The 24,426-nt window shown below is 61.1% G+C and carries 18 protein-coding genes; 10 read left to right on the forward strand and 8 right to left on the reverse strand.

The window, feature by feature from the left end; all coding sequences use genetic code 11:
• Positions 1 to 86: 86 nt before the first annotated feature.
• On the reverse strand, positions 87 to 7,226 hold the full coding sequence (locus BW995_RS18205; protein WP_084194967.1) for a FecR domain-containing protein: 7,140 nt from the start codon (positions 7,224 to 7,226) through the stop codon (positions 87 to 89).
• 142 nt (positions 7,227 to 7,368) lie between these two features.
• Positions 7,369 to 7,623 carry a hypothetical protein gene (locus BW995_RS18210; RefSeq protein WP_076401848.1) on the reverse strand — a complete coding sequence of 85 codons (255 nt, stop codon included), beginning with the start codon at positions 7,621 to 7,623 and terminating at the stop codon, positions 7,369 to 7,371.
• A 301-nt stretch (positions 7,624 to 7,924) separates the two neighbouring features.
• Between BW995_RS18210 and BW995_RS18215 the strand changes: the two genes are divergently transcribed.
• A complete protein-coding gene (locus BW995_RS18215; protein WP_076401880.1) occupies positions 7,925 to 9,142 on the forward strand; it encodes a multidrug effflux MFS transporter in 1,218 nt (405 codons plus the stop codon).
• 104 nt (positions 9,143 to 9,246) lie between these two features.
• On the opposite strand, the gene BW995_RS18220 is transcribed toward BW995_RS18215, so the two are convergent.
• Together BW995_RS18220 and cobA are read right to left on the reverse strand one after the other, a co-directional pair.
• Positions 9,247 to 9,477 carry a hypothetical protein gene (locus BW995_RS18220; protein WP_076401849.1) on the reverse strand — a complete coding sequence of 77 codons (231 nt, stop codon included), beginning with the start codon at positions 9,475 to 9,477 and terminating at the stop codon, positions 9,247 to 9,249.
• Between the two features lie 202 nt (positions 9,478 to 9,679).
• Positions 9,680 to 10,498, reverse strand: a complete 819-nt coding sequence (cobA, locus tag BW995_RS18225) for a uroporphyrinogen-III C-methyltransferase (protein ID WP_076401850.1) — start codon at positions 10,496 to 10,498, stop codon at positions 9,680 to 9,682.
• A 200-nt stretch (positions 10,499 to 10,698) separates the two neighbouring features.
• Here cobA and BW995_RS18230 point away from each other — a divergent pair, with 200 nt between their 5' ends.
• The gene (locus BW995_RS18230) at positions 10,699 to 11,292 is read left to right on the forward strand and encodes an ankyrin repeat domain-containing protein (RefSeq protein ID WP_076401851.1); all 594 of its coding nucleotides are present in this window, start codon (positions 10,699 to 10,701) and stop codon (positions 11,290 to 11,292) included.
• A gap of 184 nt (positions 11,293 to 11,476) precedes the next feature.
• Here BW995_RS18230 and BW995_RS18235 read toward each other — a convergent pair whose 3' ends face one another.
• Both BW995_RS18235 and BW995_RS18240 read right to left on the reverse strand, forming a co-directional pair.
• A complete protein-coding gene (locus tag BW995_RS18235) occupies positions 11,477 to 12,556 on the reverse strand; it encodes a helix-turn-helix transcriptional regulator (protein WP_175617119.1) in 1,080 nt (359 codons plus the stop codon).
• A 403-nt stretch (positions 12,557 to 12,959) separates the two neighbouring features.
• Positions 12,960 to 13,541: an SEL1-like repeat protein gene (locus BW995_RS18240; protein ID WP_139333000.1), complete on the reverse strand. Its 582-nt coding sequence runs from the start codon at positions 13,539 to 13,541 to the stop codon at positions 12,960 to 12,962.
• 242 nt (positions 13,542 to 13,783) lie between these two features.
• Between BW995_RS18240 and BW995_RS18245 the strand changes: the two genes are divergently transcribed.
• The 6 genes from BW995_RS18245 (at position 13,784) to ahcY (ending at position 19,268) form a co-directional block, all read left to right on the forward strand.
• Positions 13,784 to 14,218 carry an HPr kinase/phosphorylase gene (locus BW995_RS18245; protein ID WP_076401854.1) on the forward strand — a complete coding sequence of 145 codons (435 nt, stop codon included), beginning with the start codon at positions 13,784 to 13,786 and terminating at the stop codon, positions 14,216 to 14,218.
• 17 nt (positions 14,219 to 14,235) lie between these two features.
• Positions 14,236 to 15,174 (forward strand): RNase adapter RapZ, encoded by a 939-nt coding sequence (gene rapZ / locus BW995_RS18250; RefSeq protein WP_076401855.1) that lies wholly within the window; start codon positions 14,236 to 14,238, stop codon positions 15,172 to 15,174.
• Positions 15,174 to 15,575, forward strand: a complete 402-nt coding sequence (locus BW995_RS18255; RefSeq protein WP_076401856.1) for a PTS sugar transporter subunit IIA — start codon at positions 15,174 to 15,176, stop codon at positions 15,573 to 15,575. Before rapZ ends, BW995_RS18255 begins: the two co-directional genes overlap by 1 nt.
• Positions 15,576 to 15,703: 128 nt before the next feature.
• Positions 15,704 to 16,033, forward strand: a complete 330-nt coding sequence (locus BW995_RS18260) for an HPr family phosphocarrier protein (protein WP_076401857.1) — start codon at positions 15,704 to 15,706, stop codon at positions 16,031 to 16,033.
• Positions 16,023 to 17,816, forward strand: coding sequence for a phosphoenolpyruvate--protein phosphotransferase (ptsP, locus tag BW995_RS18265; RefSeq protein ID WP_076401858.1), 1,794 nt, complete (start codon positions 16,023 to 16,025; stop codon positions 17,814 to 17,816). The genes BW995_RS18260 and ptsP overlap by 11 nt, the downstream gene beginning before the upstream one ends.
• 159 nt (positions 17,817 to 17,975) lie before the next feature.
• Complete coding sequence (gene ahcY / locus BW995_RS18270) at positions 17,976 to 19,268, forward strand: adenosylhomocysteinase (protein ID WP_076401859.1); 1,293 nt, start codon at positions 17,976 to 17,978, stop codon at positions 19,266 to 19,268.
• A gap of 87 nt (positions 19,269 to 19,355) precedes the next feature.
• Here the strand turns inward: ahcY and BW995_RS18275 are convergent, their stop codons facing one another.
• Entirely contained in the window at positions 19,356 to 20,579 is a 1,224-nt protein-coding gene (locus tag BW995_RS18275; RefSeq protein ID WP_076401860.1) for an MFS transporter, read from the reverse strand.
• 199 nt (positions 20,580 to 20,778) lie between these two features.
• Here BW995_RS18275 and BW995_RS18280 point away from each other — a divergent pair, with 199 nt between their 5' ends.
• Positions 20,779 to 21,543: an AraC family transcriptional regulator gene (locus BW995_RS18280; RefSeq protein ID WP_076401861.1), complete on the forward strand. Its 765-nt coding sequence runs from the start codon at positions 20,779 to 20,781 to the stop codon at positions 21,541 to 21,543.
• Here BW995_RS18280 and BW995_RS18285 read toward each other — a convergent pair.
• The gene (locus tag BW995_RS18285; RefSeq protein WP_084194971.1) at positions 21,497 to 22,924 is read right to left on the reverse strand and encodes an aminotransferase-like domain-containing protein; all 1,428 of its coding nucleotides are present in this window, start codon (positions 22,922 to 22,924) and stop codon (positions 21,497 to 21,499) included. The two genes, BW995_RS18280 and BW995_RS18285, sit on opposite strands and share 47 nt — an antisense overlap.
• 239 nt (positions 22,925 to 23,163) lie before the next feature.
• Between BW995_RS18285 and BW995_RS18290 the strand changes: the two genes are divergently transcribed.
• Positions 23,164 to 24,093 (forward strand): DMT family transporter, encoded by a 930-nt coding sequence (locus tag BW995_RS18290; RefSeq protein WP_076401863.1) that lies wholly within the window; start codon positions 23,164 to 23,166, stop codon positions 24,091 to 24,093.
• The last annotated feature ends 333 nt before the right edge of the window (positions 24,094 to 24,426 follow it).

Consider the following 24,426-nt stretch of genomic DNA (forward strand, 5'->3'; position numbering starts at 1 on the left):
TTATGCGAAAACCGGTTCCCACTTTTCGCACAATGCTCTAGCCACAGTGATGCGGCAGCGCCTGTTGGTACCATTCTTCCCACCCGTTACAGGGCGTTCTCGTTGGTAAAGTTGCTGGCTGAAATCTGGCTCAGGTCGGTGTTGTCCAGAACGGCAATCTGATAGCTGTTGGCAACCGAGGCACTGCTGAGGTCATCGGTATACCAGACCGTGCTGTCTCCGCTGCCGCTGTCATAGGCCACATAAATCCCGGCCCCGCTGCCAACGTTCAGCGCGGCTGACGACAGGGCCGTGCTCCCTTCGCCATAGTGCAGGCCGCTGGCGGTGCTGGCATCATCCCACACATCAAAGACGGTGTTGGAATTGTTGATGTACGACAGGGCAATGGTGTCATCACTGCCCCAATCGGTGATCAGGTCGGTCCCGGCCCCCTTGGCCTCACTGAGCGACAAATAGCTGGTGTAGCCAAAGATATCGGCCCCACCGCCGCCGGTCAGGGTGTCAGAGCCGAAATAGCCGTCCATAAAATCACTGCCGCTGCTGCCGATGAAGGTATCACCGGCGCTGCTGCCGGTGATCATTTCAACATCACCGACACTGACCGAGGCCCCGGTCGTACCGTTCTGGGTGATCGTGGCGGTGGCAGTATCGGTGTAGGTAACGGTCACGGCAGAAGTGATGTCCTGGAAGGTGATCTCGTCCTTGCTTCCGGCCCCGCCATCAAAGGTGATGCTCTGGTTGGCGATCAGGTTCGATTTGATGCGCAGCTGGTCATCTCCGGCTCCACCAGACACCAGATCATCGCCAGCCCACAGCGAGACGGTATCGTCATAGCTGCTGCCAGTGATGGTATCGGCGGAGTCAGAACCGCTTCCATCGGTGATCGAGGTGCTGAACAGCGAGCTGTTGCCAAGATCAAAGGTGATGTCCGACAGGTCGAGCGTCCCGGTTCCGGTCATCTCCCACACCACGCTGCCGGTATCGATGGTGGTGACGGTTGACAACTGATTGGCCAGATCCCAGGTGGTCTGCACCGATGTCACATCATCGGCCAGAACCATGCCTTCCATGTTGGTGATGGTCACCCCGGTCAGGTCCTGCCCGATCAGGTTGACATGCAGGATATCCGTCCCGCTGCCACCGTCCAGACTGGCAAAGGACAGCGAGGTCAGCGGGCTGGTATACAGATGGTCATCCCCATTCCCGAGGTAGATCGTGGCACTGCTGTGGATGGCATTCAGGTACAGCATGTCGTTACCATCACCGGCGTCCCACACCAGCGTCTGGTCGTCATGAATGACCGCCATGTCATTGGCAGCAGAGGTGTCGTTATCCCGCAGGATATAGGTACCATCGGCGGTGACATAGGTTTTGACGGTCGAAGTATTGGTAAAGTCAACAATGTAGATGGCGTTGGTGGTCAGCGAGTCATAGGACAGGATCAGGTCCGTGCCATCGATGGCCATCCGGTACAGGGTCGCATCAGACTGCTGGACGTCGATAACATTGGCACCTTCGGTATCACTGATCCAGTCAGAGCCGAACGGCGCAGAGCCATAGACATAAACGTCATCCCCGGTCCCGCCATGGAGCTGGTCATCGCCAGCATCGCCACTGATGGTGTTGTTACCGGCATTGCCGTAAAGGGTATCGTCCCCGGCCCCGCCAAACAGCAGGTCATCGCCGGTATCGCCAGCATCATTGACCGACAGACCGGCATAGATCACGTCCCGGTAGGCCGACCCATGGATGGTGTCGGTCCCCTCTGCCCCAAAGATGGTTTGCGTGACGCTGTCATTGGTGTTCCGCCCCAGCATCAGCTCACCGTCTTCGGTACCAAACCAGACAGAATCCGTGCTGGAGGATACGCTGATAGTGCTGCCATCGGGCATCAGGATCAGGCTGGGCGCTTTGTGCCCAAAGGCGGTATTGAGAACGGTGTTGTCCCAGGTCAGCGTTTCCGTGCCGTCATAGGTAAAGACCAGATCGCCCCTGCTGTCATAGCCCATGCTGAGCGTTTTCGCACTGTCCAGCGAACGGAGGTCAATCACGTCGCTGCCAGACACATCGGCAATGGTGTCATCGCCATCCCCCGACCAGACATAGGTATCGTCACCATTGCCACCCAGCAGGGCATCATTGCCTGCCCCGTCACGCAGGACGTTGTTGCCATAATTGCCATGCAACTCGTCATTGCCAGCCCCACCGATCAGGGTGTCGTTGCCGGTGTCCGAGCTGTCATTGTCGCTGCCCCCGGCATAGAGGGTATCATCGCCTGCACTGCCCAGCATGGTGTCAACACCAGCGTTGCCATACAGCTCGTCACCGGTATAGCTGGCCACGACGATCTCGTCACCGTCGCCCCCGTTGCCACGCTCCACCAGTCCATAGGTGGTGCCGTCCTGCATCTTCAGGGTTTCAACCGAGCTGTCACCGGCAATCAGTTCCAGCGTGCCGCTGTTGCCCGCCGTCAGCAGGATGTTGCCATCCGCGTTCCGCTCGATGGTGATCGTGGTACCGGCCGAGATGTTTTCCAGCGACAGCAGGTCATTCCCCGACTGTTCGTCGATGGTGTCCGTGCCGCTGCCACTCCAGAAATAGGTGTCGTCGCCGCCGGTATCCTGAATGCTGTTATCGCCGGAATCATCGGTAACCTGATCGTCTCCGCTGCCCAGAATCAGGTTCTCGATATCCGTCAGGGTATCTGTCCCGCCGTATCCACCTGTCACGGTCCCGCTGACGAGGTTGACGGTCAGATCACCGGTCGCACCGGCATAGCTGGCGGTGTCACTGCCCGCGCCGCCATCAAGAACGTTATCTCCGGCACCGCCCTTCAGGGTGTCGTCGCCGTCCCTCCCTTTCAGGGTATTGTCGTTGCTGTCCCCGGTCAGGCTATCGTTGCCATCGCTGCCCCAGACATGTTCGATACCATAAAGGGTGTCGCTGCCAACGTCGGTCCCACTGACGAACCCGGCAGAGGCCCCGTTCAAGGTGACGGTAACGCCGGAGCCGATGAGCCTGAGATCAAGAACGTCATCGCTGCCTGCATCGGCTGTGCTGTCTCCGCCATAATAGACGTCATGACTGCTGCTGCCCGATGCTGCGACAAAGGTGTCGTCACCCGCCCCACCAGACAGCGTATCACTGCCACCATTGCCATACAGGGTGTCGTCGCCCTCATCACCGAACAGCTCGTCGCTTGCCATTCCGCCATAGAGGGTATCGTTCCCGGCGCCGCCGTGCAGATTGTCCTCGTCGGCCCCGATGTTGGTGACACTGCCACCGTAGATCTCATCATCACCGCTGCCGCCAAAGATGACGTCTTCATCCAGGCCACCATACAGTGTCTGGCCACCGGCATAGCCAACGATGACATCCATCCCGCTGGTCCCGTTGACGATGGCCGTATTCTGTTCGATCAGCGTCATCACATAACCGGTCGGGTCTTTCAGGGTATCAACCCCGGCACCGGCAAGGATGGTCAAATGTGCCGCACCATCATCATAGTCAACGATCAGGTTCCCCGCAGCATCATGGTACAGCAGGGTGTTCACATTCTCGTCAAGATCAGCCAGCGACAGGGTATCCGACCCCGATCCGTCGCTGATGGTGTCATTGCCCGTTCCCTGCCAGATGTAGGTATCGTCCCCGGCTCCCCCCATCAGGACATCATTACCGCTGCCATCCTTGAAGGTATCGGCCAGCGCGGACCCGATGATGGTCTCGAAGCTCCTGACCAGATCGGTGTTGCCGAACTGGTCGGTAACGGTGGCATATCCCGTCCAGCTCAGCGCAGAAAGGTTTACCGAGATACCCTGGGTGCCGGTCTCGCTGTACGACAGGACATCATTGCCCGATCCGCCATCCAGGGTGTCGTTTCCGGCCCCGCCATACAGCGTGTCATCGCCCGTCCCGCCATCCAGCTCGTTGTTTCCGGCGCTACCATAGAGAATGTCGTTCCCGGCACCGCCATCCATGTCATCATCGGCCGTTGACTCTGCGCCACTGCGGGTCGAGGCCGCATACAGCACATCATCACCGCTGCCCCCAAAAATGATATCCTTGCCAGCCAGCCCGTACAGGGTCTGTCCGGTATGGTACCCGACAATCAGGTCGTCACCGGTAGTCCCGCTGACCGTGGTATCGGTATTTTCGATCAGGGTCAGCGTCTCGCCGTCAGGGATGATCACCAGTTCGATGCTGCTACCCGCCTGAATGGTCAGGGAGCTGCTGGCACTGGAGGTCACCACAAGATTGCCGCTGCTGTCATGCTGGATCGAGCCGACCTGCGCACTGTCCAGCAGGCCCAGCGACAGCAGATCGGCAGTGCCACCCGTATCAATCACCGTATCGTTGCCCAGGGCGATCCAGGTATAGGTATCGCTACCCAACCCTCCCTGAAAGACCTGACTGTCAGCCCCATCCCTGAAGCTGTCGGCCAGCGCCGACCCGATGATCGTCTCGAAATTCTTCACCTGATCCGAATTGCCGAACTGGTCGGTGACCGTTGCGTATCCGGCTCCGTTCACCGAACTGAGATCAACAAAGATGCCTTGCGTGCCAGTGGCGCTGTACGACAGGGTATCGCTGCCATCGCCGCCATCAAGCACGTCATTGCCTGCACCGCCATCAAGCGTGTCATTCCCGGCATTGCCATACAGGGTATCCGCCCCGGTGCCACCGTACAGTTCGTTGCTGCCCGCGCTGCCATAGAGGGTGTCGTCTCCGGCTCCACCGGCGAGATAATCCTCATCGGTAGCCGGGGCCCCCGCGGCGTTGGTCCCGGTGCTGGTGGTGGCGGCATAAATCACATCATTGCCACTGCCGCCAAAGATCACGTCTTCGCCCGCAGCCCCGTACAGGGTTTGCCCGCCACCATGGCCGACAATAATGTCAGCCCCGGACGAGCCGGTCACCGTCGGGCTGGCGTCCTCAATCAACGCCAGGATCGTGCCGTCCGGGCCGATCACCTGCTCGATGGCACTGCCCGAAGTCACGGTCAGCGTCGCGCCACCATTATTATAGCTCACCAGCAGATTGCCGCTGCTGTCATGGGACAACGACGAAATCAGGTCGCCATCAAGCAGGTCCAGTGACAGCACATCGGTGGTGCCGCCGGTATCGGTCACCGTGTCGGTGCCCAGGCCGCTCCACACATAGGTATCACTGCCCAGCCCGCCCTGCAGGACCTGATTCCCCGCCCCGTCGGTAAAGCTGTCAGCCAGGGATGATCCGATGATCGTCTCGAAATTCTTCACCCGGTCGGTATTGCCGAACTGGTCGGTGGCCGTTGCGTATCCGGCGGCGTTCACCGAGCCGAGATCAACAGAGACCCCCTGGGTGCCGGTGGCGCTGTATGACAGGGTGTCATTGCCATCCCCGCCATCGAGCACATCATTGCCCGCCCCCCCGTCCAGCACATCGTTTCCGGTACCGCCTTCGAGGGTATCATTACCCGCCCCACCGCTCAGACTGTTGGCATCACTGTTGCCAATGATGGTGTCATTGCCTGAACCGCCAACCACATGCTCGATGCCATACAGCCGGTCAACACCGATATCGGTTCCACTGGCAACACCATAGGCCGTCTGCAGCCCGCTGGCCCCTTGCAGCTTGACCGAAATGCTGTTGGTCGCACTGCTGTAAATCAACAGGTCGTTGCTGCCGGTATCGGTTCCGTCGGCCTCGCCGCCATAATAGACGTCGTTGCCTTCCCCCGAACCACCAACCAGTGTGTCGTCCCCGGCACCGCCGATCAGCGTGTCGTTGCCGGCGTTGCTCTGCATGCGGTCATTCCCACCGCCGCCATCAATGGTGTCATTCCCCGAGCCGGTGGTGATGGTGTTGCCGCTGTCATCCCCAACGATGTAATAGTTCGCGCTGGATGATGCCACCGAATAGGGCGTCGTCCCCGTCACCGTCTCGTTGACAATCGTCGTGGAGGAAGAGCCCGTCGACCCCGACGCGGTGTGTCCCGACAGACTGTTGTCGGTCGTCCCGCTGATGATCGCCTGGATCACCGACGTCAACAGCGATCCGGTGCCGCCAGAGGTCACCGTAATGGTCCCGCTGCCGCCCGCTACAGTCGCCACCGTCTGCAGGGCTGAACTGGTCAGGGTCTCGGTCACGGTTTGCGACAGGGTGACCTTTACCGTCTCGCTCGTCGTACTGTTGTCATTGGCCTGCGTGGAGGAACTGCTTTCCGACGGGCTGTTGTTGCTGTCTTGCTGCGAGTTGTCCGGTGTGCTGTTCAGCGGCGTGGAATTGTACTGACTGCTCGACGGCGCGGTGCTGTCAATGAACGGAGACACCGAGCTGTGCGACGGCAGCAGGCTGAAGGATTCGCCGAACAGGGTGTGGAAATCCTGTGCCGACAGGGTAAAGGCGATGCTCTGGCCGCTGCCAAAGCTCAAGCCGTTCATCGGAATGTTCAGCGCCATCACCTGCCCGTTGGGCAACATGACGTTGATTTCCCCAACGGTACCACTGGGGTCGGGGATCAGGATCACCCGCAGGTCGGACTGGTCATCGGCATTGACGCCAACGGAGCCCGATGTCCCGCGAATCCCGATGGTCGCCACCGGGGTACTGACCGTCATCGCATCCGGGCCAGCCTTGGCAACCTGTCCCGACACAAACGAAAAAGTCCCCGACAGCAGCGAGAATTTCGAGCTGCCATCCCCGCCCGCCGGATCATAAATCATCTCGTCGAGGACCATTTTCGCCTTGGCTCCCAGCGAAAATTCGGTGCCATCGACAAAGGTGATCCCCACGCCGCCATCATCACTGCTGACCAGCAGATCGCCTTCAAAGACCGGGTCTCCGGCCTTCAGGGTCGCGGTGGTGCCATCGGCATGCTGGACGGTTACGATTCCCTTGACCTGCTGCACGGTCCCGATCGGGGGGGATGCCTGTGCCAGCTGGGGTGCGCCCTCGGCAGCCACCTGCCCCGGTGCCAACGGACCGGCCAGCCGGGTCGCCAGTGCCCCGGACAGTTCGCCATGACCATCCGCCGTCGTCAGCGATGGAGTCGGGTCCATCGAGAAAAAGCCGCGAACCACATACTGGTGCCCGTCAGGCGCAGAAATCACCAGGTCGGCCCCCGCCCGGCTGTATGACCCTTCGGTCATCACATCCAGAGACGGAAGAACCGCCTTGCCGTCATGCAGACCGATTACTGATCCGGTCTGCCCCACGCCCGCCATCGCCCCAGTGCCAAGAGACATCGTACCCTCTGCAGCTTGATCTGTTTCAGGGAAAGCCTTCCCCACCACACGGGCTCGTCAGCTTTTCCAGCAGCGCACGTGTACAGATACTTCTACCGAAGGGCGAGGGTTCCCTCAATGACGAGAATCACAAAAGGGCTTTTCAGCCATGATGATGACAAACGCGCAACACTTCCAGCAAGGGCGGCAAGGCCGGACAGTCTTGCGCGCAGACCGACATCTGCCATACCAGATCCGAGGTCAGGTCCACCAGAGCCGGGTAATCGCCAGCCCCAAGAGCCTGTTGAAAGGGCGTCATGGCCGGAACAAGGCAGCAGGGACTCCCTTGATATCCCCCGCCGTGCACCGTGGTTTTGTGCAGCAGGTGCTTGAGGTAGGCTGCGGTAAAATCGCACACCTGCCCCGGTTCCTGTGCGTCTTGTCGGGGCGCAGGATGCAGACGGTCATGGTCGTAGAGAGGGCAATGTCCGGATACCATCAGTTTTTCCCCCAAACCCCTCAGCACCCAACGCCATCATCGCAGATTTTCTCCTGCCAGAACCAGCAGAAAGCCCTGGCTGTGGATGATACAAAAGGCCTGTCCCCCGGATCAGGGGGCTGGTCAGGACTCCGGGAACCCCCTATGTAAAGCTCATCTGTACCACAGAGTACGCTTTTCCGGCCCGCCCGGCCCCATGTCACTCAGCAAGGTCCTCTTGATGCGCCGCCCTTCTCCCCGCTCGCTGGCCGTCGCGGCCCTGCTGACCGTTCTGTCAGCCTATGGTCCGATTTCGACCGATGTCTACCTGCCATCCCTGCCCGACATGATGCGTGTCTTCAATGCCTCGGTCAGCGACGTCCAGATGACCCTGTCGGTGTTCATCACCGGTCTGGCCGTCGGCATGCTGGTCCATGGCCCGCTCTCTGATCGTTATGGGCGGCGCCGAGTCTTGCTGATCGGGGGGGTGATTTACTGTCTTGGCTCGCTGGCCTGTCTGTTCGCCCCATCCATTGGCTGGCTGATCGCCGGGCGTTTTGTGCAGGCCATTGGTGCCTGTGCCGGTCCGGTGGTGGCCCGCGCCGTGGTGCGGGATGTTTATGACCGGCAGGACGCCGCCCGCCTGATGTCCTATATGGCCTCGGCAGTCGCCCTGGCCCCGGCCATCGGCCCCCTGATTGGGGGCTGGCTGCACAGCGCCTTTGGCTGGCAGGCCAATTTCGTGGCGATGGTGATCTTCGGGGTGGTCGTCCTGCTCGCTAGCGCGCTGTTGCTGGAAGAAACCAACCGGCAGCCCAGCCTGCAGAGCATTCATCCCGGCCGCCTGTTGCTGACCTATGGCCGCCTACTGCGCTCACCGCTGTTCCTCGGTTACGGGCTGGTGATCGGCTTTGCCTTCTCGGGCCTGTTCAGCTTTGTGTCCGGCGCAGCCTTTGTGGTCATCACCCTGCTGGGGGTCAGCGAACACCACTTTGGTCTGGTCTTTGCCTGCGTGATTGCCGGGTTCATGAGCGGAGCCTTCACCTCTGGCCGCCTGTCGCACCGATTGGGCTTGAAACGCACCATTGCCATCGGCTGCCTCGGGCTGGTGCTGTTCGGGGCCTGTGGTGCCCTGCTCGCCGCGATTGGCGCCACCCATGCTCCCGGCCTGTGGGGGCTGGCATCGGTGGTTGCGCCCACCGCCGGCTATTTCTTCTGCTCGGCCCTGGTGCTGCCCAACTCGACGGCCAGCGCCATGGTGCCCTATGGAGCGGTGGCGGGCGCGGCCAGTGCCCTGCTGGGCTTCGTTCAGATGGCCATTGGAGCCATCGCCGGGGTGATCGTCGGCCTGCTGTTCAGCACCAGCGCCCTGCCGCTGATGGCCCAGATTGCCGTCTGTGGCACGCTGGCCCTCGTGGCGTTCTTCGGGCTGGTTCACCGCCACGAAAAGACCGTCTGACTCCGTATCCACATGCCAAACATGAAAACGCCGTGGACAGCAAATCGTCCACGGCGTTCAGCACACGATATGATGTCGACTCATTGCGGGCCAATCACCCCATCTCAGTGATGGACGCGCGTCAGCCGGGCCTGTACGGCACGGATTTCAGCGCACAGATTGTCCTTGGCAACGCCGTCGCTGACCATCAGCGAGCGGATCATCGGGTCTGCGAGCAGTTCGCTCAGCGAAGGCTCTTCGTTGTCGGCATAGCGGGCAATCGTCGCGGCTTTGGCCTGCAGGGCCGCCTGCGCGCGTTCCAGGGTACTGATCGACGTGTAACTGGCTTGGCTCATGACCTGGTCCTCTCGTGGCAGTGAAAGGTCTGGATACAACACGAACTCTGTGAGCCACCTCGGTACGGTTTTGACGCCGTACCCTCCCCTGTCGTCTCGCCTTTACCTAGGCATTAAGGATGAGAAAGACAAGGGGCAGGCCCGCACAAATTTCAATGCTGTTCTATCCAGCCGTCCCGCCCTTGTCGGTGAGGACCGTCACTCAGCCGCCATTTTGCGGCATCATTTGCGGAGCCAGCGACACCACGTCGCCGATCACCACAATCGCGGGCGGTTCCAGCCCGGCCTCGGTGATCGCCTGATGCAATGTCCCCAGCGTCGCCTGCACCACCCGCTGACGTGGGGTGGTTGCCTCGGCAATCGCGGCAGCGGGGGTATCGGCGCTGCGCCCTGCGGCAACCAGATTGCTGGTAATCTGGGGCAAATGCTTGATCGCCATGTAGAAAACCACCACCGGCGACGCCGCCAGCGCCGCCCAGTTCAGTGTACAGGGCACCGTCCCGTCAGCCGAATGGCCGGTGGCAAAGGTCACCGCCGTATTGACATCCCGCGCCGTTGCCGGAATACCGGCATAGGCCAGCCCGCCAATCCCGGCAGTGATCCCCGGCACCACGCGAAAGGGGATTCCGGCCTGCGTCAGATCAACAGCTTCCTCCGCGCCGCGACCAAACACGAACGGATCGCCCCCCTTCAGGCGCAGAACCCGCCTGCCCTCCCGGGCAAAGTCAATCAGCGATTCGGTGATTGCCCGTTGCTGGGCGCTGGGCTTGCCGCCCCGCTTGCCGGCATAGACCAGCTCCGCCCCGGCCGGAGCCAGCCCAAGGATGCGCTCATCGACCAGCGCGTCATAGACCACCACATCCGCCTGCATCAAACCGTGCGCGGCCAGCAAGGTCAGCAATCCCGGATCACCCGGCCCGGCCCCAACCAGCCAGACCCAACCCGGCAACAGCTGCGGCAGGTCACAGGGCGGCACCAGAGCGGGACGCGTAACAGAAGCAGGCGGGGGAACAGCGGACATTTCGGCGACTCGATTTTTCAGGACACTTGGCTCGATCTTGCCATGGTTCTGCCATAGGAATCGGGAATGGTACAGAGCCGAGGCTTCCGGTACTGTGACCGGACCCCGTTTTGCCCTCGGCCCGGATCATGACGACGTGCAAGTCCCCTCGCGGGTCGTGGTCCCACCATCTGGCCCTGTCTACAGTTGATGAGGTTTCCATGTCATCCGTCGCCCTTCGCCCGCCCCGCACCCCGTCCTCCCTCGCCCTGTCCCTGCTGGTGGTGGGCCTGACCTTCGTTGCTCCGGCCGCACAGGCGGATATCGACCTGCCGCTGGAAAGCCCGATCGTCCAGACCATGATGTCCAATGACATGGCCAAGTTTGACCGCGCCCTGCGCACCGGCACCTCGCCGAACAGCGCCGACACCAAGGGCGAACCCCTGCTGGTGCTGGCCGCCCGCAGCAACCTGCCGCAGGCCGTCGACATCCTGTTGCAGCAAAGCGCCCGCGTCGATCAGGCCGACCCGAACGGGAACACCGCCCTGATGTGGGCGGCAGATCAGGGGCATGTGGAAATCATCCGCAAACTGCTGGCCGCCGGAGCGCAAGTGGATCGTCAGAATCGCCAGGGCGTCACCGCCCTGATGCGGGCGGCAGAAAAGAACAACGGCGCGGCGGTCGATGCCCTGCTGAAAGCCAAAGCAGACGTCTCGCTGACCGATCACACCGGGCGCGGTGCGCTGTCATGGGCCAGGGAAAGCCGGTCGACGACCGTGGTTCGCCAACTGGAAGCCGCCGGCGCCACCGAATAACCTGGCCGGGAATCACCCCTCCTGCCATCCTCACCCCTGCCGAACGGCGCGTTCCGGCAGGGGTGAGGTAGCGCACGATTACTAGAGCATTTCTCGGTCTCCATGGATCACGATAAATGCTCTAATGATTTGTTATTTAAGCAAATACGTCGTCGCAGATGTGTCCATCTGCTCGGGATCTGCTCTAGCGGAAAGCCCCCGCTGCCGCCAACGCCAGCCGGACCAGTTCAGCCTGTCGGCTGGTGCCGGTTTTGCGGAACAGATGGGCGAGCTGTGTGCGGACCGTGGTTACCGACACTCCCCGCTCGCTGGCATAATCCTCGAGTCGCTTGTCCTGCATCAGAGCCTGTAACAACGCCGCCTCAGCCGGGGTCAGGGTAAACAGCCCACGCAGAATCCGGGCATCGACCGGATCAAGCCCCTGATCAACCGACACATGCACAGCCACCAGCGGCTTCCGCCCGCTCAGGTCAGGGCCACGCTGCTCCATCGAATGCATGGTCAGCCGCAAAGGGGGGCGCCCCCCCGGACGCACCACCACCATCGCCTGGGCCTCGGCCCGTCCGTTCAGCGATGCCTGCGCCGTTACGGCCAGCATTTCAGCAAAACGGCTGTGCGACCGGGGCGCAGAAACCAGCACCCGATCCAGCCCCAACCGCCCGTCATCGCCCACCTGCAAACCGACCGCATCGTCAAGCAGCGTGCGGGCCGAGGTATTGGCAAACACCAGATAGCCGCTGCCTTCCAGCACCAGCAACGGCAGGGACAAGGCATCCAGCAGACCAGTTGTCAGTGCCTGCTGGTTTTCAAGCCCGGCCAGACGCAGCAACAACCGCCTCGCCTGTTGCAGGGCTGGAAGCAGGGCTTGCAGGGTCAGGCAGTCGGCATCATCAAAGGCAGGCCGGGCCTCTCCCCGGAACAGGGCCAGCAATGCCCCGTCTCCGATGGGCACGGCAACACCGGCACCGGCCACTGGCCCCAGTACGGACTGCCAGGGTTCCATCTGCGCTGGCGTCAAGGTCTGGGTACAATCCGGCATCGCCGTCAGCACACCACTGTCCCCGAAGGCAAAATCCTGCTCCAGCCGGACCGGGGCATCCCCCAGATCTTCCCGACTGGCCATCACATTGACTGCCAACCGTGGCAGTTGTGCGTCCTGTGCCAGAAAAACACCCGCATCCGCCTGCACGGCATCGGTGATCGCCTGCACGGTCATGCGCAACCGTTCCGGCGACAAGGACGCCTCGTACACCCGGTCAATCAAGTCCGCGAAAGACTCCCTGATGGCTTTCTCATCCCTAGGTTCAACCACGCACTCTGTACCCCATTCCTCTGCAACACACGTTATGACCCGTGCCTTCCCGTGTGCAGACGCCCATCCCAACATCATTCATTTAAATGATAAACCCTTGGGAATGTTCTACTTTTCCTACACGAACCGAGAAACTGCCGTGCCTGTGGGGTTCAGACAACGGAAAATTGGTATAAGCCGTCACCATACTCTCCTTCGAACAAGGGAGAGTATGGAAACAGTCTGTTGTTTTTATTGATTTTCATTATAGTTGATACCCCCCCTTTTTGGGTGGGTTCCCTGATGGCAAAACAGTGCCTCTTCCTTGGGTCGTACACCCAAAGACCGCCGATTATGACCATCTGTCAGTGTGATGTCAGTTAAACGGATTCATGACCGTGCGGCGCTGCTCGCTGCTCATGGCGCGATAGATTGCCTTGGCATTGTCCCGGGCCGACGCCACACCCAGCTGATCGGCCCGACTGTAAAGGTCAAAGGCCTCGGCCAGATCCCGCTGCACACCGACTCCGTTGGCGCTCATCCACGCCAGCAGCTCGACCGCTTGCCCGTCGGCGTTTTCCGCCCGTCGCCGCACCGCATCCACCGCAAACGGCCCCGGTGCTCCGCCCGCCACTTCCTTGACCACGTCGGTCCAGGCCATTTCGCTGGTGAGCGGATCTTCGATCACACCGGCCCGCCCGGACCTGCGCAGAGCAGCTTCTTCTTCCGGGGTCAGAGGCTTGCGTTCGGGGTAGGGCACCAATCCGCGATTGACCACATAGGCAGGCAGGGTGCCGTCATTTTCGCTGCGCACGGTCCCGCGAAAAATTTCGTCCAGCGTCCGCCCAAAGGCCCACGCCGCCTGCGGAGAAGCCAGCAATGCACCAGCAACCATCACGGCCAAACAGGATTTGGCCGCCACAGAGAGGAGCATGGAGTGAAGCGGCAGACGAGGCATCGGGATTCCCGGCAAATTTTACCTACCTTCAAGCAGCATGACTCGGCGAGGTTACCAAAGAGTGAACAAGAGGAATTCCCTTTGGGTGCACCGCGGCAAAACCGCAGTACCGTACCCGGGAATGGCACGATAAAGCGTTGACGTCAACCCGCAGACGCGCCACGCTTTGACAATCACAGAGCGACCTTGACCGAAAAAACGCTCGTTTTCATGCCTGTTTACAGCTGTTCGGACCTGCCGCCATGCCGCCCCTGATCCATGCCTCCTGCGTTGCCCTGGGCGATGACGGCGTCTTGCTGCGCGGCCCCTCCGGCAGTGGAAAATCAGACCTTGCCTTGCGCCTGATTGATCAGGGGGCGATGCTGGTCGGAGATGACTACTGCCAGTATCAGGCCCGTGACGGCGTGCTGCACGCCAGCCCGCAACCAACGATTCCCGGTCTGCTGGAAGTCCGCGGGCTGGGAATCATCCGCCTGCCATGGCGTCCGGAAATCCCCGTCCGCCTGATCGTTGACCTGACCCCCGACCCACAGCCGGAACGGATGCCTGCGCCGGAACAGGATCAAATCTGCGGTCTTTCCCTCCCCGTTGTCCGCCTGAATCCCTTTCAGGCCTCCGCCGTGGCAAAGGTTCGGCTTGCTGTCTTGCTGGCAACAGGCATTATAGGAAGACTGTGATCAGTCAGGAGACCCGGGTGCCGTTCCCCCTGCCACCCCAGCAACCAGCATCAGCCACTGCTCCGGCGTCCGGGCGCGTGGTGATCGTTACCGGCATGTCCGGCGCAGGCAAGACCTCGGCCCTGAAGATTTTTGAAGACCTGGGGTATGAAGCGGTCGACAACCTGCCATTGCGCCTGTTGGGCGGCCTGTTGCAAGACCCGGCCCAGCCATCGGCGCGCCCGCTGGCCATCGGGATTGATATCCGCACCCGCGATTTCGATGTGGCATCGCTGCAGGCCCGTCTGCGCGACCTGCAGAAAACCGACCATCTGACGGTCCAGCTGCTGTTTCTGGATGCGGATGACGAAATCCTGCGCAACCGCTTTACCGAAACCCGCCGACGTCATCCGGCGGGCGAGGATTTGCCGGTCAGCGACGGGATCACCGTCGAACGCTCCCTGCTGCGCGACCTGCGCAGTCATGCCGACGTCCTGATCGACACCAGCCTGCTCAGCCCGCAACAGCTCCGCGACCAGATCACCCATCTGTTCACCACCACCCAATCCCCCGGAATGAGCCTGTTCGTCCTGTCCTTTGGCTTTCGTAATGGCCTGCCACGCGGGGCAGACATGGTATTTGACGTGCGTTTTCTGCGGAACCCGCACTATGATCCATCCTTGCGCCCGCTGACCGGCCAGAATCCGCTGGTCAGCGACTATGTGATGGCCGATCCCGCCTTTTCCGGCTTCTTTACCCATTTGACAGACTTGCTTGCCCCCCTGCTGCCGCGTTACCAACAGGAAGGCAAAAGTTATCTCACCATCGCCATCGGCTGCACCGGAGGACAGCATCGTTCTGTCGCCACAGCCGAACGGCTCGCTCACTGGTTGGCCGATCGCGGCCTCCATGTCTTGGTCCGTCACCGGGATATCCCACGCCCGGAGACACCTGAACGCACTGAAGGGACGACGTAATGATTGGCATGGTACTGGTCACCCACGGACGGCTTGCCGAAGAACTGATTGCCGCCCTGGAACATGTCGTCGGCCCGCAGGCGGCCACCATCGCCGTGTGCATCGGACCAGAGGACGACATGGAACAGCGCCGGGCCGACATTCTGGCCAGCGTGGCCCGTGTCGATGATGGTGATGGCGTGGTTCTGCTGACCGACATGTTCGGCGGCACACCGTCCAATCTGGCCATTTCGATCATGGGCAAGGCCAAGGTCGAGGTCATCGCCGGTGTCAACCTGCCGATGCTGATCAAGCTGGCCAGCGTCCGCAACGACCAGACTCTGGCCAATGCGGTAAACTCGGCGCAGGAAGCCGGGCGGAAATACATCAACGTCGCCTCGAACCTGCTGGCCAGCAAATAATCGGGATTTTTCCCCTTCCCCGCACGTCTCCCCCCTGTACTTTCATCCCTGGCATGCACATTTCTGCGACAGGCCGGATGACGACAGACTTGTGATGGGCCGCATAACGGCCCACAAAGGACACGCCCATGGTTTCTTCCGCTCCCTCGCCGACCCTCGCCCCTGCCACCCTCAATGACCTGGGGGACGGAGTCCTGCAACGGTTCGCCACCATCGCCAACTCGCGCGGCCTGCACGCGCGGGCGGCCGCCAAGTTTGTCAAGCTGGCCGATACCTTTGACGCTGCCATCACCGTCATCAACCGCGGACAGGAAGTCTCGGGCTCATCCATCATGGGCCTGATGATGCTGGCAGCCTCGCCGGGAACGACCATCGAAATGCGCGCCAGTGGCACCGATGCCCGCGCTGCGCTTGAGGCTCTGGGCCAGCTGGTGGACGACAAGTTCTATGAAGACTGATCCCGGCGCAGCGTCGGCTTCTTCTCCGGGCGGTGCCTCAGGGTCCTATCCCCAGCGCATCTTTCAGGGCGTGGGCGTCAGTGTCGGCGTGGCCGTCGGCACCGTCTATCTGCACGACGCCGGCATGGTACAGGGGCCGGAATACACCATCCCCGCCAACCGGATCGAAGCCGAGAAAAAGCGCTTTCAGGCCGCGGTGAACGCCGCTGCCCGTCAGGTCGAGCGCCTGCAAAGCAAGGCCAGTTTCCTGCCCGCTGCCGCCAGCGAAGAGCTTGGCTTTCTGCTGGATGCCTATCAGCAGATGCTGAAGGGCTCGCGGCTGGTGCGCGGGGTCGAACGCCGCATCGCCGAAGAGCGCATCAATGCCGAAGCCGCCGTCCGGCAGGAAATCAGCCTGCTGCTCGAAGTCTTCGCCGCCATGGATGACGCCTATCTGGCCGGACGCGCCGCCGATATCCGCGACGTCGGCCAGCGGCTGGTGCGCAACCTGACCAAGACGCCCTACAAGGCCTTTGCCCACCTGCCACGCAACGCGGTGATTCTGGCCAGCGACCTCAGCCCGGCCGATACCGCCCTGCTTGACCCCAAACTGGTGGCAGGCTTTGCCACCTGCGCCGGGGGTGCAGAAAGCCACACCGCCATCATGGCCCGCTCGCTGGCCATCCCCGCCGTGGTGGGCGTCGCCGACATGCTGCGACAAGTCCGGCAGGGGGCTCCGGTCATTCTTGATGGAATCCATGGCCGGATCATCCTCGACCCGACCCCGGAAACCCTTGCCGATTACCGCAAGCAACGCGCCGAACTGTTGCGCCAGCGCCGCGCCCTGTCGCGCCTGAAAGACCTGCCCGCCGTCACCACCGATGGCCTGCGCGTGGCCCTGATGGCCAACATCGAACTGCCGAGCGAAATTGATGCCGTGCTGGCCGCCGGTGCCGAAGGTATTGGCCTGTTCCGCACCGAATTCCTGTACATGAACCGCCATGAGTGGCCGAACGAAGATGAGCAATACGCCATTCTGCGCGATGTGGTGTGCCGGATGCAGGGGCGTCCGGTAACCATCCGCACGCTGGATGCGGGCGGCGACAAGCTCGACATCCCCGGCACCGGTGGCCCGGCCACCAACCCGGCCCTCGGCTTGCGGGCGGTGCGGTTCCAGTTGGCTCGACCCGACGTGATGGAAGCCCAGTTGGCCGCCATCCTGCGCGCCGCCGCCCATGGACCGGTGCGCATTCTGGTGCCGATGATTTCCAGCGTTGACGAGATCACCCAGGTTCGCACCGCTCTCGAAAAGGTTTACCGCCGCCTGAAGCGCAACAAGGTCGAGGTTCCGGCCAAACTGCCGCCGTTGGGCATCATGATCGAGATTCCGGGGGCGGCCCTGTCCGCCGATGCGCTGGCCTGCGAGGCTGACTTCTTTGCCATCGGCACCAATGACCTGACCCAGTACACGCTGGCGATTGACCGCGGTGACGAAGCCGTCGCCCATCTGTTCAACCCCCAGCACCCCGCCGTGCTGCGCCTGATCCACTTCACCACCGGCGCCGCCATGCGGGCGCGCATCCCGGTGTCGGTCTGCGGTGAAATGGCTGGCGACCCCCGGGTCTCGGCCCTGCTGATCGGCTTTGGCATCGACCAGTTGTCGATGAGCGCAGCCTCGATCCCGCGCGTCAAGCAGCGCATCCGCCGTCTGGCCCAGAGTGAGGCCCAGTCACACACCCGGCAGGTGATGAGCGAGCATGACCCGCACCAGATTGAAAAGCTGATCTTCGGGCAATCGCTCTGACAACGCTGTCCCAACCCCTCTTCTCTCACAGAGAAGGGGGGATTGAGTCACCTTATGACATAACGATATATTTATATCTGTTTGTCGCCATATCCCGTTGCCGCTGTCTCGCAACTCTGCTAAAAGTTGCTCCAAACTTACGCACAACGGAGAGCCCCCGTGACCTTCACCGATTACAAAGTCCGTGACATGAGCCTTGCCGACTGGGGTCGCAAGGAAATCGTCATCGCTGAAACCGAAATGCCGGGCCTGATGGCCCTGCGCGAAGAATACGGTGTCAGCAAGCCGCTGAAGGGCGCCCGTATCGCTGGCTGCCTGCACATGACCATTCAGACCGCCGTGCTGATCGAAACCCTGACCGCTCTGGGTGCCGAAGTGCGCTGGTCGTCGTGCAACATCTTCTCGACCCAGGATCAGGCCGCCGCCGCCATTGCCGCCGCCAACATCCCGGTGTTCGCCTGGAAGGGCATGAACGAAGAAGAATTCTGGTGGTGCATCGAACAGACCATCTTCGGCCCCGACAACTGGCGTCCGAACATGGTGCTGGACGACGGCGGCGACCTGACCCAGATCCTGCACGACAAGTACCCGGAACTGCTGGATGACATCAAGGGCATCTCGGAAGAAACCACCACCGGTGTCCATCGCCTGTACGAAATGGCGAAAAAGGGCTCGCTGAAGGTTCCGGCGATCAACGTCAACGACAGCGTCACCAAGTCGAAGTTCGACAACCTGTATGGCTGCCGCGAGTCGCTGGTCGATGGCATCAAGCGCGCCACCGACGTGATGCTGGCGGGCAAGATCGCCGTCGTTGCCGGTTACGGCGACGTGGGCAAGGGCTCGGCGGCGTCGCTGCGGGGTCAGGGTGCCCGCGTTCTGGTCACCGAAATCGACCCGATCTGCGCCCTGCAGGCCGCCATGGAAGGCTATCAGGTGGTAACGATGGAAGATGCCGCCTCGCAGGGCGACATCTTTGTCACCACCACCGGCAACATCGACATCATCACCCTCGACCACATGCGGGAGATGAAGGACCGGGCGATCGTTTGCAACATCGGCCACTTCGACAGCGAAATCCAGATCAGCGCCCTGCGCAACTACACCTGGCACAACATCAAGCCGCAGGTCGACGAAGTCGAATTCCCCGACGGCAAGCGTCTGATCGTGCTGGCCGAAGGCCGTCTGGTCAATCTGGGCTGCGCCACCGGCCACCCGAGCTTTGTGATGTCGGCCTCGTTCACCAACCAGGTTCTGGCCCAGCTCGAGCTGTGGAACAACGCTCAGGCCTATGACCGTCAGGTCTATGTGCTGCCCAAGCACCTCGACGAAAAGGTTGCCCGCCTGCACCTCGCCAAGCTGGGGGTCAAGCTGACCACCCTGCGTCAGGATCAGGCCGAATACATCGGCGTGCCGGTTGCCGGTCCGTTCAAGCCGGATCATTACCGCTACTAAAATGTACGCGCCTCCCGGTGTTCGCAAGGACACCGGGAGAACGCATGAAAACCCCCACGCACCGGCTTGCCCGTGCGTGGGGGTTTTTTATCCCCGGTGGCCGTCCGAGCGCGGCAACAAGGCGGTGACAATTCCCAGCAACGGCAGGAACGCACAGACCTGATAGACCCACACAATGCCCTGCACATCGGCCAGATGACCAAGGCCCGCTGCACCAATACCGCTGATGCCAAACATCAGGCCGAACATCAGCCCCGACACCAGCCCGACCCGGCCCGGTACGATCTCCTGCGCATAGACCACCAGCGCAGCAAAGGCCGATGACATGATCAGGCCGACCATGATCGCCAGAACCGTGGTCCAGAACAGGTCGGCATGGGGCAGGATCATCGCAAATGGTGCCACCCCCAGAAAGGAAATCCAGATCACCGCCTTACGGCCAATCCGGTCCCCCACCGGGCCACCGGCAAAGGTTCCCACCGCAATCGCCGCCAGAAAGCAGAACAGATAAACCTGCGAGTCCTGTGCGGTCAGGGCGAAGCGTTCCATCAGGTAAAAAGTGAAATAGTTGGTGAAGGCACCGATGTAGATGAATTTGGCGAACATCAGCATCCCGATCACCAGCAAGGCCCGCACCACCGTCGCCCGGCTGTGCTTGCGGGCCAGATGGGCCATGCCGCTGCGCAGCGTTCCCTGTGCATGACGCAGACGCCAGCGGGTGACTCCGAACAGCACCCAGATCGCCGCAATCGCCGCCACCGCCAGCCAGCCAACCGAGGTCTGCCCGAACGGCAGAATCACCGCCGATGCCACCAGCGGACCCAATGCCGAGCCACTGTTGCCCCCGACCTGAAACGCCGACTGCGCCGTCCCGAACCGGCCCCCCGACGCCATACGGGCCATGCGTGAGGCTTCAGGGTGGAAAGTCGCCGAGCCGATCCCCACCACCGCCGCCGCCATCAGCAGCCCGCTGTAACTGCTCGACAGCGCCAAGGCGATGATGCCGGTCAGCGTCACCACCATCCCCATCGGCAGCAAATAGGGCTTGGGGTGCTTGTCGGTGTACAGGCCAATCCACGGCTGAAGCAGCGACGCCGTCACCTGATACACCAGACCAATCCAGCCAATCTGGCCGAAGGTCAGATCATATTTGCTCTTCAGCATCGGATAAATCGCCGGCAAAACCGCCTGTATCAGATCATTGAGCAGATGGGCCAAGGCTACGGCTCCGACAATCTGCACCACCAGCGTCGAGCCGGGGACAGATGCCGCAGACGCCGGAGAGGCGGTAGCAGGAGACGTATCCTGCACGGAAGATGCACTGGCAGGGGGAGGCGTCACAATCAGGACTCACAGTTTTTGCAGCGACCAGCAGACAGCCCCGGCAGAGTGATGCCGGTGGCGGGGAAGGCGCAGCGGGTGGAAGGAAGGCGTTACAAGGCCGACTGTAGCACCCTGACAAACCGCCCGCTTTGCTGTATGAGCCATTCAGTTCAGCGAGTGGGACAAAATGAAGATTAATCCCAACAAAAACGATCACGTCGCCCGTCCGCTGGTGGCGATCGGCCATGATTATCCGGCCTCCTACGAACTGGCCGAGCATCAGCACCGCCGCAGCCAGTTCCTGTGCGCCACCACCGGCGTGATGGCGGTCAGCACCCCCGAAGGCGCATGGGTCGCACCGCCAGAGCGGGCGGTGTGGATTCCCGCCGGGACTCCGCACTCGGTCCGCATGGTCGGCGCAGTCCAGACCCGCAGCCTGTTGATCGAACCCGATCACTGTCTGGCCCGTGGCTCGTCCTGTCAGGTGGTGGGGGTTTCACCGTTGCTGCGCCAGTTGCTGCTCGCTGCCTCGGAAATTCCTGCCGAATACGATGTCAACGGGCGGGATGGGCTGGTGATGGAGCTGCTGATCACCGAAATCAGCCGCGCGCCGGTGATCCCCCTCGCCGTTCCCTTCCCGGCGCACAAGGCGCTGGCGGCGCGCTGTCATGCCTTTCTGGATCACCCGGATGTCACCGAAACCATCGACCAGTGGGCCGATGCGCTGGCCATCAACCGCCGCAGCTTTACCCGCCTGTTCCGCCGCGAAACCGGCATGAGCTTCACTGAATGGCGTCAACAGGCCTGCCTGTCGGTCGCCCTCCCCAAGCTCGCCGCCGGGGAGCCGGTCACCGCCGTTGCCTATGATCTCGGCTATGACGGGCCGGGCAGTTTCTCGACCATGTTCAAGCGGGTTCTGGGGGTGTCGCCCAGCCATTACCGCAGTCAGTGAGGGGGGGGCCGCCACCATTGAACACATCGCGCAAACGATCATAAAAATGCTCGCCATGCATCAAGGTACAATTAAAGCGGAAATACTCGGCAAAGCCTCCCGATGGACTGAACGCCGTCCCCGGAGACAGACTCAGCCTCCGACTCAATGCCGCTTTCATCGTTCGGTCCAAATCGAATGCATGGGGCCAGCGTGCCCATATGAAGATACCGCCCTCTGGCTCTAATGGAATTTCAAAACCGAGATGCCGCAACTGCTCCATCGCCTCGGTGCGTCGCCCTCTGATGATCCCCCGCATGGCATCAAGATTCCGGCGGTATACCCCACTGGTTAACAGTTTGTAGATCACCAACGACGTCATCGTATTCAGACCGAAACTCGCCATGGTGAGCACGTGCCCCAGCTCAGAAATCATCTCCGGCTCGGCACAGACATACCCACACCGTAGCCCACCGGAGACAACTTTCGAAAAGCCACCAATATAGGCGATCCCATCAAGGCCAGCCAAAGCCGCCAACCGGACAGATGGCTTGCTTTCCAGATCGCTATAGACATCATCTTCAACAATAAAGACGCCCGCAGAGCGCAAAATGGATAGCAGCTCGAACGCCTCTTGGGGTGGAAGAACATGCCCGGTCGGATTCTGTGGCGCAGGTGCGATCAGGTACATGGCGGGGCGCTGCTCCTCCACCAGACGCCGCAGCAAAGCAAGGTCACGTTTCCCATCGACAAAGGGGATACCAAGGACCTCAACTCCATGCAGTTTCGCCAATCCCGTGAAGTCGAAAGACGTCGGGTCGTCCACCAAGACCCGATCGCCTGGCTTCAGTTTCCATCGACACAGCAAATCCAGAGCCATACTGGCCGAATCGGTGATCAGAAGCCCGTTGGTCCACGCCTCAATCCCCAGCCGGGCCAATCGCTCCACCAGCAAGACGCGCAACGGCAAATGGCCGAGCGGGTCACCGTAATCCAGAAGGTCGGCAGGCGAGGCCCGCGAGGCTTCACGCAGGGCGAGGCGCAGCCCCTCTAGCGGCAGTAAATCCCGCTCCAGCCATCCACCGTTCGGTTGGTAGGTCATGGATGGCTGACGAGAGCGAGTGAAAGCAGCCCGCCAATTTATCTCCGTCTCTTGCGATGGATCGAGGGGGAGAGATGCCTTTTTCGAGCCTTTGACAAAGAAGCCCGCGGTTCCACGGACGTCTATCACCTCTTCGGCAATCAGACGCTCGTATATCTCCACGGCCGAAGATTTGGAAATGCCGTACTCCTTGGCAAGCTGCCGCAGAGACGGCAGTTTTGTTCCGACAGGACGCAGGCCATTGCTGATGTCTTCGATGATTTTCTGGGTCAATGTTCTGATTTTCGAGTCTTTACGCAATCAAATCCACCCGGGAAAGGCCATCGATCAAAGGATGACAGGTGTGTCTGCAACAGCAAGAACAGACTTTGCCCCACACACCTGTACTGGTCTCAATGGTGGTACAGGACACTCCAAGGCCTTTCAAGCGTATCTGGTTTCCTCATCCACCATGAACTAAAGCAATGGCCCCCGAAGGGAATGTTCGGGGCTCCCGGGCGGTAGCCCACTCTTTGATCATCAGAACAACAAGGAACCCCATGAAAGCCCAGCCCATCACCATTCTGCCCAAACTCGCGCTCTTCTCGGCTGTCTTTTTCTGGGGTAGCTCCTTCATCGCCATGAAACAGGCAGTACTGGGTTTTGATGCTGGGAAAATCATCTTCTTTCGCATGCTCTTGGCATCGATTGTTTTTTTGCTGCTCTTCCGTTTTTGGGGAAAGATCACCTATCAAAAGGGAGACTGGCGATATTTGGCACTGATGGCCATCTGTGAACCGGGCATCTACTTTTTTCTCGAAAGTCAGGCGTTACGCTGGACCACCGCCGGATCCGCCGCCACCATCAACGCACTTCAGCCCCCCATCGTGGCCTTGTTGGCCTTGATCTTGTTACGGGAGCATCCCCGCTTCTGGACTCTTGTCGGCTTCGCCTGTTGCGCTCTCGGTGCTATCGGCTTGAGTCTCTGTTCAGAGGGAAGTCCATATGCCCCCCTGCCATGGCTAGGCAACCTGCTGGAATTCGGGGCTATGGTTGCATCAGGGGTTTACATTGTCCTGCTGAAGAAACTGTCCGACCGCTACAGCCCATTTTTCCTCACAGCACTTCAATCCTTTGCTGGCGCCATACTGTTTTTTCCCCTTCTCTTTATCGGAGATCCGGTTAGCGCATCCATTCCCATCCCATCGGGAGTCGCCATTGTTTATCTCGCCACCTTTGTTACCTTTGGCGGCTACTATCTTTACAACTGGGGAGTGGCGAGGACATCTGCGATTGAAGCCAGTGTTTTCCTGAATCTGATCCCGGTCTTCGGTGTTGGGCTGGCTTACCTCGTTCTCGCAGAAGTTCCGACATTTTCGCAGAGCCTCATGATTGCCTTTATCATCCTGGGGGTGGTCATTTGTGAAATAGGGGCGGAGTATCTGCCATCTCCGATCCAGTTCCTGCGCGCAAAGGTCGCTCAACGCTGAAGAGGCTCGTTAAGCGGGGCGGGTTTATGCGGGCTCTGCCCGCGCCCGCAAAGGGCCGGAGGGCCCTTTGATCCCGGGAGTGGAGTGGGAAATGCGAAAAGCCCCCTGGCGTGAGCCGGGGGGCTTTGGTGTTTGAGGGTGGGGCCAGATGTTGCTCCGCTTGCGCTTCGCTGCCCTTCCGCATCGCTGATGCGACAGAGATTTCGTCCGGGCGGAGGGCTGTGCCCTCCTGACGCCGGCGGGTGACCTGACTTCCTCGTCAGTTCAAATCTGAACTCATAAGCTAAATACAGAACAGCCCCTCGGCTTGCGCCAAGGGGCTGTTCTGTATTT

This window comes from Insolitispirillum peregrinum (assembly GCF_900156605.1).
Lineage (GTDB): Bacteria > Pseudomonadota > Alphaproteobacteria > Rhodospirillales > Rhodospirillaceae > Insolitispirillum > Insolitispirillum peregrinum.